Origin of the sequence: Blautia sp. MSJ-36 (assembly GCF_018917985.1) — a bacterium.
Classification (GTDB): domain Bacteria; phylum Bacillota; class Clostridia; order Lachnospirales; family Lachnospiraceae; genus Blautia_A.
The window spans coordinates 48,394-55,721 of sequence record NZ_JAHLPQ010000020.1 but is presented as its reverse complement, the minus strand read 5'-3'; the positions used below and the strand labels follow the sequence as shown (position 1 = coordinate 55,721).

Sequence of the window (7,328 nt, the reverse complement as noted above, 5' to 3'; positions counted from 1 at the left end):
CATTCAGCTGGAAAAGTATCGTTATCTTTTTCAATGCGCAAAGGAAAGCAATGATTTTGATTCATTTATGAAATTCGCAGTGTAGTTTTGTGCAATTTTTTAAATTTGCTCATTTATAGTACATAAAATAGAGCGTGAGAAAAAATCCATGTCAAAGAATGTTATAAAATGTCTAAAAATGTTAGGGAAAAAGAGCAAAAAAGAGCACTTCATGGATGGATAAAAACATTTACTAAACACTGTAGATGCGTAATTTTTGCAAAAAAATTCAAAAAGTTTATATGAAACTAAATATATCACAACAAGTTTATGGTGAAAAATAAACAAAAAACGCTATATAAAATTATGATAAATGTAGAAATAGTAAAAAGCAGTTGAAAACAACTAAACAATGTGCTATCTTTGATTTAACGAAAAACGAGACGTACCAAACAAACTACTAAACAAATTCATGAAAAGTTTAAAGGAGGACATGATATGAATTTTAAAAAAGTAATGGCAGCAGTACTTGCAGGAACAATGGTATTCGGAATGGCTTCTTCCGTAAGCGCAGCAACAGAAGTTTCTTTCTGGACACTGAACACAAGACAGAACGCAGTTGAGCCGATCGTAGAGGCATTCAACGAGGCAAACCCGGATATTAAAGTAACAGCATCTTTCTATGACACAGACGGAATCAAGGATGCCTGCAAAGTTGCAGCTTCTTCCGATACACTTCCAAGTATGTGGTTTAACTGGGGCGGCAGCCTTGGAAGCTTCTATGTAGATAATGACAAAACATATGATCTTACACAGTATGCAAAAGATAACGGATGGAGCGATGAGTTTACAGAAGCTGCTTTAAACCTCTGTACATTCGATAACAAGCTTTCCGGATATCCGACAAGCTACAATGCACTTGGTGTTTACTACAGCAAACAGATCTTTGATGATTGCGGAATCGAAGTTCCGACTACATTCGATGAATTCGAGGCAGCTCTTAAGACTCTGAAAGACAACGGATACACACCAATGGATACAGCAGGTCTTAATGGATGGCATGTAATGAGATGGCTTGAGCTTCTTGTTGAGCACTATGCAGGTTCTGAGCTTCATGACAAGCTGAACACATTCGAAGAGAGCTGGGATTGTGAAGCAGTTGTACAGGCATTCACAAAATATAAAGAGTGGGTTGACGCAGGATACTTCCCAGATGGTTTCCTTACACTTGACCCGAACGATACCATCATGGCAATGGGCACAGGAGAATGTGCAATGGATCTTCAGGGACAGTGGTATGACGGAACTATGATCCAGAATGACCTTGATCCGAACGACTATGGCGTATTTGCATTCCCGTCCGGTGACAGCAACCGTATGTCTGCTTTCGCAGAGATGACACAGTTCAACAAGAACCTTTCCGATGAGGAACTGGATGCATGCGTGAAGTTCATGGATTACTACTACAGTGATGACAGCGTTGACCAGTACGGCGAGTATTACAACTTACCACTTCCAAAACAGGGCAAAAAAGCTCCTGCAGATCAGGTTAACGTAGACGGTATGCTTGAGACATCCAATACAAACGGAACATTTACAATCACTGACCAGGCATTCCCGACAGAGGTTGCAGACGTTCTCTTCAATGCACAGGATGCAGTTGCTAACGATGAGATGACACCAGAGGAAGCAGCATCTAATATCCAGAAAGCAATTGAGGAATATCAGGCTAAATAATTAAGTATAAAAGCATAACGGAGCGGCTAGAGCGCAGGCTTTGGCCGCTTTTTCAGTAAAAGTGGAGGTAATCCGGAATGAAGAAAAAAAGCAAAGTTGATTTCGGCGCATATGCGTTTCTGATACCGGCAGCAGTGATCTACCTTTCCGTTATTGTAATACCGGTATTTTACTCACTGTTTATCAGTCTGTTTAAATGGAACGGTGTTGCGGAAAAGGAATTTGTAGGTCTGGCAAACTATATTAATCTGTTTACAAACGATGCAACATTCATGATTGCGTTAAAGAATAACCTGATCTGGATCGTACTTACAATTGTACTTCTGATGACAGTTTCCCTTGGTTTTGCGGTAATTCTTAATAAACAGTTCCGCGGACGTACCGTATTCCGCGCATTCTTTTATTTCCCGTGTGTCATCGCACCTATCGCAGTAGCGATCATCTGGAGATGGATCTACAATCCGAATATTGGATTTATCAATCAGTTTTTCAAAGTACTTGGAATCAATTTCAAACAGACATGGATTTCTGATCCGAAGGTCAGTCTGTATGCAATTTTTGCGGCAGCACTGTGGCAGGGAATCGGCCAGCCGATGATTCTTTTCCTGGCAGGTCTTCAGGCAGTATCTCCGGACGTTCTCGAGGCAGCTACCATTGATGGCGCAGGCCCGATCCGTAAATTCTTCAGCGTTACTGTACCGCTTATGAAAGAAACATTCGTTATGGTTCTTGCAACTCTGATCGTAGCAGCTATGAAAGTTTACGATATTGTACAGGGTCTTACCGGCGGTGGTCCGAACAACTCCACACAGGTTCTGGCAACTTATATGTATTCTCAGACATTCCAGTATAATAATGTAGGTATGGGAACCGCAGTTGCATGTGTCATGGTAGTTATGATGCTTGTGGTAATCATTCCATATATTTCCTTTACAGCAAAAGAAAAGTAGGAGGTGCAGACAATGGACGGAAAAAGTAAAAAAATTACAAAAAAAGTACTGCTGTATGTGCTTCTGATCATTCTGGCGCTGATCTGGATTGTACCGATCTTTACACTTGTTGCAACAGCACTGAAACATAAAAAAGATTTCATGAGCGGCTTAAGTCTGTTCCAGCTTCCGGCAGAAATTGCGTGGGACAACTTTACAAATGCTATCACAAAAGGAAATCTTTTTAACTATATGAAAAATGACCTGATCATCTCCTGCCTGAAAGTACCGCTTGGTATCTTCGTAGGAGCGATGGCTTCTTTCGCACTGACACGACTGAACATCAAACATCGTGTAGGAATTTTCGTATTCTTCCTTATTGGTATGATGCTTCCAATGCAGACAGCACTGGTACCAATCAACATTATCTACAGCAAACTGAATCTTCTGAATACATATTTCGGATTATTCTATGTTTATATCGGATTTGGTATTTCCTACTGTATCCTGATCATGCGAGGTTTCATGCTAGGAATTCCGAAAGATATCGATGAAGCTGCATGTATTGACGGATGTAACAAATGGCAGCTCTTTTACAAGATTATCCTTCCAATCGCAAAACCGGCGATTGCAACACTGTTTATCACAGACTTCCTTTCCACATGGAATGAGTACCTTCTGGCCAGCGTTATTATCAATGATAACACAATGAAGACAGTACCGGTTGGTATCATGACATTCGTTGGTGAGCACGGAACTGATTATGGTTATCTGTGTGCAGGTGTACTTGTTTCCGTTATCCCGGTTATGATTGTATACCTGATCTTCCAGAGATACTTTGTAGAAGGTATGGCCGGAGCAGTTAAATCCTGATACGGGCAGACGGCTTGATTACAGAAAGAAAGAGGACGAATTATGAGCACATGTAAATATACAGAATCTGTGGAAAAGTGGGGAACTTTTGAAGCAGAGATGCCAGGTAAACATGAGGGCAATCCGTTTACCGATTATGCCATCCAGGGAACTTTTAAAGGCAAAGAAGAGACAAAAACAGTAGATGGTTTCTATGATGGAGACGGAATCTATCGCGTACGTTTCATGCCATCTTTTGAAGGTGATTATACATTTGAGATCAAGGGAAGCTTTTCAGATGAGGTGTATACAGGTGCATTCCATGTAACACCGGCAACAGAGGGTAACCACGGTCCGGTTCGTGTATCCTACACTTATCACATGGCATATGAAGATGGAAAACCATATTATTCTATCGGAACAACCTGCTATGTATGGGAGCTTCAGAGCGAGGAACTTCAGAAACAGACACTGGAGACACTGGCAGACAGTGCATTCAATAAGATCCGTTTCTGCGTATTCCCGAAACACTATGACTATAACCTAAACGAGCCGATCAGCTATCCATATGAAGGAACTCCGATGGACAGTTCTGTACTGACATCTGAGAATTTCCAGGAATATGTTGGCTGTGCAGAAGGCAATAACTTCGATTACAAGAGATTCAATGTAAAACATTTCCAGCACATTGATGACTGTGTAAAAAAACTGATGGATCTTGGAATCCAGGCAGATATTATTGTAATGCATCCATATGACCGCTGGGGATTCAGCGAGATGAGTGCAGAGTGTGATGATCTTTACTGGAAATATCTCATTGCCAGAGTCAGTGCATACAGAAACGTATGGTGGTCACTTGCCAATGAGTACGATCTTTTCCCGAAAAAGACAACAGAGGACTGGGAGCGTTACGCATCCATCATCCAGGAGAAGGATGTATACAACCATCTTCGTTCTATTCATAACTGCAAGAGCTTCTATGATTATACAAGACCATGGATTACACACTGCAGCATTCAGAGACAGGATCTTTACAAATCCGCCGAAATGGTAAATGAGTGGCGTATCCGTTACAAAAAACCGGTAGTTCTGGATGAAATTGCATATGAGGGAAATATCCAGCATGGCTGGGGAAACATCAGCGGAAAAGAAATGACCAGACGTTTCTGGGAAGCATTCTGCCGAGGAGCATACCCGGGACACGGCGAGACTTATATGAACGATGAGGGAGTTCTCTGGTGGTCTCATGGTGGCAAACTTCATGGAGAAAGCCCTGAGAGATTTAAATTCCTCCAGAAGATTATGGAAGAAACTCCGGCACCTGGCCTTCGTCCTTTGGAAAATCAGTGGGATGAGGTTGGCGCAACTGTAGATAACAGTCTTCAGAATATCAAATATTATATTTTCTATTACAGCTTCATGCGTCCGTCATTCCGTGAGTATCACATTGATGATGAGACAGAATTTGAAGTAGAAGTAATTGATACCTGGAACATGACGATTGAGAAAAAAGGAACCTTTAAAGGCAAGTTCCGGATCGACCTGCCAGGAAGAGAATATATGGCTGTGCGCGTGCGCGAGGTTAAGTGATTTAAGGGGAGCTGCCGGAGAGGCGGCTCCCTGCTTTGTGTTGACAGGGTGATGAAAAGTGTTTAAAATCAAGGAGAAGATGTTAAATTTAAGAGGGAACGGAATGAAAATCAAAGCAGCAGATATAGCAAGAAATCTTAATCTTTCCAAGGCAACCGTATCCCTGGTTTTAAATAATAAACCGGGAGTCAGTGAAAAAACCCGGCGGAAGGTTTTTGATTATATAGAAGAAGTTACAGGAGAAGCAGAACGACAAAAAGAAGAAAAAAACAAGCAGGAATTAGAAAATAAAAATATCATCAAGGTATTGTTTATTGATAATGCTCTCAGATTCCTCAAGGATTTTGAATTGGATGTATGCCCGGACAGTCTGACGATATTCGAACAGGAAGCCAGAAGAATGGGCTGTATCATCAGTGTGACTTATGCTTCTTCCACAAAAAAAGAAGACGTGGAGCGCGTAGTGCGTGAGGCCAATGAGGAAAATGTGGCAGGTGTGATCTTGTATGCAACGGAGATGCAGCCGGATCAGTTTCCACCATTTCGGGCAATCCAAAAGCCAATGGTGATCTATGATAATGATCTTGGAAATGAATATCATTGCGTTACCTTCGGTGGTGTGGAGGGAATCCGGGATTGTGTAGATTATCTGGTTTCCAGAGGATGCCGGAATATCAAATATATGGCCAATACCCAGAATATCTTTAATTTCCAGCAGAGGCGTGCAGGATTCCGTGCAGGACTTCGGAAGAATGGCCTGCCGCTGGAGAAAGAATCTATTTACCAGTTGGGAGAAACTACCAGTGAGGTATGTGAGGCAACACTGAAATATCTGGATACTCATGAACTGCCGGATGCTTTTATCATGGAAAATTATCAAATTTCCATTGGAGTGATGCGTGCGTTACGGCAGAAGAAGATTTCGGTTCCGGAAGACATTTCTCTTCTGGGTGTGGATGAGATCCCGGATTATCTTACCGGAGATATCCTTCTTACCACACTTCGGATGGAGCATCTGGAACGTGCGCATGTGGCCATGCTTTTCCTGGAACAGGAGATGAAGGGAGCGATTTCCTGTAAATTCAAATCGTTTTCTACCTGTAAGATCATTCCGGGACAGACGGTCAAATAAAATGGAAATACAGATGAGGAGAAAATAAAATGTTATTTTTCGTAAACGATTACTGCGAAGGAGCACATCCGGCAGTACTTCAGAAACTTGTGGAGACAAACATGGAGAAACTTTCCGGATACGGTACAGATAAGTACTGCGACTCTGCAAAAGAGAAAATCCGTAAAGCCTGTGGCTGCCCGGATGCGGAAGTGTTTTTCCTGGTGGGAGGAACGCAGACCAATGCGACGATTATCGGTTCTGTACTGAACCGATATGAGGGAGTTCTTGCTGCACAGACAGGACATGTAAGCTGTCATGAGGCAGGAGCTATTGAATATACAGGACATAAGGTACTGACACTTCCGGCAGAAAACGGGAAGATCAAAGCAGAAAGCATCACAGACTATGTGGAAACCTTTTACGGGGATGAAAGCCACGATCATATGGTATTTCCGGGAATGGTTTATATTTCCCATCCCACAGAGTACGGAACTCTTTATACGAAGAAAGAACTGGAAGAAATTTCAGAAGTATGCCATAAATACAATCTTCCGCTGTTTCTGGACGGAGCAAGACTTGGCTATGGTCTGGCAAGCCCGGAAACCGATGTGACACTGGAAGATATCGCCGGATACACCGATGTATTTTATATCGGCGGAACCAAGGTAGGAGCACTCTGTGGTGAGGCAGTTGTCTTTACAAAAAAAGCTCCGAAACATTTTATGACCATGGTGAAACAGCAGGGAGCCCTTCTGGCAAAAGGTCGTCTTCTGGGAATTCAGTTTGATACGCTGTTTACCGATGATCTGTATACAAAGATCAGCAAAAATGCCATTGAAACGGCTATGAAACTGAAAAAAGCCCTTCAGGAAAAAGGCTATCAGTTATATCTGGATTCTCCTACAAACCAGCAGTTTGTAGTTCTGGAAAATAAGAAGAAAGAAGAACTGGGTAAAGAAGTTCAGTTTGATTTCTGGGAGAAATATGATGAAGATCATACCGTAATCCGTTTTGCCACAAGCTGGGGAACGAAGATGGAAGACATTGACGCATTGATTGAGCTGCTGTAAATAAAAAAACTATATGGAAACTCCCCTGGGACCCTGTTTTTTACAGGTTCACCAGGG

General features: G+C 42.0%; 6 protein-coding genes. All 6 read left to right on the top strand.

The features are described from left to right. Positions 1 to 477 precede the first annotated feature (477 nt). The 6 genes from KQI39_RS12835 (at position 478) to KQI39_RS12810 (ending at position 7,271) form a co-directional block, all read left to right on the top strand. On the top strand, positions 478 to 1,716 hold the full coding sequence (locus KQI39_RS12835) for an ABC transporter substrate-binding protein (RefSeq protein ID WP_148444984.1): 1,239 nt from the start codon (positions 478 to 480) through the stop codon (positions 1,714 to 1,716). Between the two features lie 77 nt (positions 1,717 to 1,793). Beyond that, positions 1,794 to 2,666 carry a carbohydrate ABC transporter permease gene (locus KQI39_RS12830; RefSeq protein WP_216418844.1) on the top strand — a complete coding sequence of 291 codons (873 nt, stop codon included), beginning with the start codon at positions 1,794 to 1,796 and terminating at the stop codon, positions 2,664 to 2,666. Positions 2,667 to 2,678: 12 nt separating this feature from the next. Then, on the top strand, positions 2,679 to 3,518 hold the full coding sequence (locus KQI39_RS12825) for a carbohydrate ABC transporter permease (RefSeq protein WP_148444982.1): 840 nt from the start codon (positions 2,679 to 2,681) through the stop codon (positions 3,516 to 3,518). Between the two features lie 42 nt (positions 3,519 to 3,560). After that, on the top strand, positions 3,561 to 5,087 hold the full coding sequence (locus KQI39_RS12820) for a DUF5605 domain-containing protein (protein WP_216418842.1): 1,527 nt from the start codon (positions 3,561 to 3,563) through the stop codon (positions 5,085 to 5,087). Positions 5,088 to 5,190: 103 nt separating this feature from the next. Beyond that, positions 5,191 to 6,219 (top strand): LacI family DNA-binding transcriptional regulator, encoded by a 1,029-nt coding sequence (locus KQI39_RS12815; RefSeq protein ID WP_216418839.1) that lies wholly within the window; start codon positions 5,191 to 5,193, stop codon positions 6,217 to 6,219. A 29-nt stretch (positions 6,220 to 6,248) separates the two neighbouring features. Beyond that, complete coding sequence (locus KQI39_RS12810; protein ID WP_216418836.1) at positions 6,249 to 7,271, top strand: threonine aldolase family protein; 1,023 nt, start codon at positions 6,249 to 6,251, stop codon at positions 7,269 to 7,271. The last annotated feature ends 57 nt before the right edge of the window (positions 7,272 to 7,328 follow it).